Origin of the sequence: Terrisporobacter muris, from assembly GCF_024621905.1 — a bacterium.
GTDB classification, from domain to species: Bacteria; Bacillota; Clostridia; order Peptostreptococcales; family Peptostreptococcaceae; genus Terrisporobacter; species Terrisporobacter muris.
This window is the reverse complement of the sequence record NZ_JANKBY010000463.1, coordinates 1-2,233: the sequence shown is the minus strand read 5'-3', so window position 1 is coordinate 2,233 and position 2,233 is coordinate 1. Positions and strand designations below refer to the sequence as shown.

Annotated in this window: 3 protein-coding genes; 1 reads left to right on the top strand and 2 read right to left on the bottom strand. The window is 28.6% G+C overall.

What is annotated here, in order from left to right; all coding sequences use genetic code 11:
- The first annotated feature begins 68 nt into the window (after window positions 1-68).
- A complete protein-coding gene (locus tag NSA58_RS19235) occupies window positions 69-620 on the top strand; it encodes a TetR/AcrR family transcriptional regulator (RefSeq protein ID WP_257560869.1) in 552 nt (183 codons plus the stop codon).
- A gap of 131 nt (window positions 621-751) precedes the next feature.
- Here NSA58_RS19235 and NSA58_RS19230 read toward each other — a convergent pair whose 3' ends face one another.
- Window positions 752-1,429 (bottom strand): TIGR00266 family protein, encoded by a 678-nt coding sequence (locus tag NSA58_RS19230; RefSeq protein ID WP_074429942.1) that lies wholly within the window; start codon window positions 1,427-1,429, stop codon window positions 752-754.
- A gap of 71 nt (window positions 1,430-1,500) precedes the next feature.
- Complete coding sequence (locus tag NSA58_RS19225) at window positions 1,501-2,085, bottom strand: hypothetical protein (protein WP_039680710.1); 585 nt, start codon at window positions 2,083-2,085, stop codon at window positions 1,501-1,503.
- Window positions 2,086-2,233: the final 148 nt, after the last annotated feature.

Below are 2,233 nucleotides of genomic sequence, written 5' to 3'. Positions count from 1 at the left end.
TTAGTCATTTTTTTTTTCTCCCTGTGTGTTATTATTTTTATTTTTATAAATAAAAAAGGATGGAATATATGGCAGGAGTTAAAGGAAATAGAAGAATTTTATATACTAAAAAAATAATTAAAGAAAGTTTAATAGAGTTGCTTGAAAATAAAAAAATTCATCAGATTACCGTTACGGATATATGCAAAAGTGCAAATATTAATAGAGGAACTTTTTACACTCATTATAAGGATGCTTATGATTTACTTCAATCAATGGAAGATGAATTATTTAATCAAATTTTAGAATACATAGAAGAAACTCCAGTTGAAGATTATAAAGATGTTTTACTCCTTAAGGCTCTTGAACTTATAAAGGATAACAAGGAGTTATGCAAAATATTATTTTGTCACCATATGGAAAGTAATATAATGGATCGCATTATTATTTTAGCAAATAAAGCTGATATTGATAAGCTTATTAGCTCTTCAAAAGTTGCCGATGTATTTTTAGATTATTTTATAAAATACAATGTAGGAGGAGTTTTTTCCGTAGTTCAAACATGGTTAGAAAATGATTTAAATGAATCTCCAGAGGAAATCGTAGCTATTATAAATAATATTATTGCTTTTCACCCTTAATTTAAAGTACTAATCATATTTATCATAAAAAACACCCTAATTGTTAGAATTTTGCTCCAACAATTGGGGTTCCGTATATTTTTGATATACCCTTGCACAAGTATATAATTATTACCTAATCTATTATTTTATTAACTTCCACTTTTCGGTATAAATGATCCTACTCTTAGAGCAAATTCATTCATGTTCATAGTTTGAAGAACTACCTTACCTGGTCCTGTAAGCTTAGTTAAAAATAACCCTTCACCACCAAATATAACATTACCAAGGCCTTTTACAAACTCTACTTCATATCTTACACTATCTTCAAATCCAACAAGATTTCCTGTGTCTATTTTTATTATTTCTCCTGGAGTTAAATTCTTTTCTATAGCATCACCATCTATTTCTAAAAATGCAGTTCCTCTACCTCTTAGCTCTTGTAATATAAACCCTTCTCCACCAAAGACCCCAGTTCCTAACTTTTTATTAAAAGTAGTTTTTAATTCCACTGAAGACTCAGCAGCTAAAAAAGCTCCTTTTTGTATAGTAAATCTACCTTCACTAACATTTATAGGTATTATACTCCCTGGCACAGTTGAAGCAAAAGCTATTTTAGCTTCTTGTGTTGCCGTGTAAGTAGCCATAAACATGGATTCTCCAGCAAACATTCTTCCTATACCTTTTAGTAGTCCACCTTTTGTATTTGTGTCCATTCTTATTCCTTCAGTTTGCCAAAACATTCCTCCACTTTGAGTAAACATGGCCTCTCCTCTAGACAGGCTAACCTCCACGCTTGGCACTACCTTTCCTACTATCTCATAATTCATTGAATTTCCCCCATTTCACTATTGTTTATTTATAATACTACAAGTAATAATTTTTTCAAATTTTCTTTATTTTAAGCATTCTTTGCATGTAATTTAGGCAATTGTTTAACATAGTAAGGTATCATTATAACACTTCCAATTAAACAATCAAAAGTGTCCATCATAGTATCAACTAATCCTCCCGCTTGACAGTTCATCCCTAAAAACTTATCTATAAAAAACTCCATAAGCTCCCAAAGACTTGCTCCACCCATACTGAACATAAACATAAATATGATAAAGAATATTTTTCTCTTAGTGTTCTTTACATCCATATTTCCAAAATAATTAAATAAAACATATGCCACACTACAAGAAATAATCCCTGACCATATATGCAAGAAATCATCATAGTTTTTTATAGTATGATAAAATCCAAAAGATGAACCCAAAAGACCTGAAAACAAGATAAATATAATTAAAGTTATAATTAATGTGGTATCAAAGAGTTTATCAAATCTTTTGTTTAAATACACTAATATAATTGTTCCTAGCAAGCTTGCCAAGGCAAATAATACATTTTCTAACTTACTTACAAAAATAAAATAAGCTATTGAACCTAAATAAATAACATACATTAATTTCGACATCCAATTTAAGATTCTTTTCTTATTCATAATTAATCCCCCTAAAATTTTCTTCAACAAGTTATTCTATCTATTATATTCATAACTATAACAGAAAATTTTTCTCAGTCATCTATATTTATATTATAATGGAAATTACTAAATATATAAAATATAATAAAAACTCTACGAAGAGAGA

Bases quoted from the DNA above. Each gene is read 5' to 3' on its own strand.
- NSA58_RS19235 (WP_257560869.1), top strand. From the start codon at position 69: ATGGCAGGAGTTAAAGGAAATAGAAGAATTTTATATACTAAAAAAATA.
- NSA58_RS19230 (WP_074429942.1), bottom strand. From the start codon at position 1,429: ATGAATTATGAGATAGTAGGAAAGGTAGTGCCAAGCGTGGAGGTTAGC.
- NSA58_RS19225 (WP_039680710.1), bottom strand. From the start codon at position 2,085: ATGAATAAGAAAAGAATCTTAAATTGGATGTCGAAATTAATGTATGTT.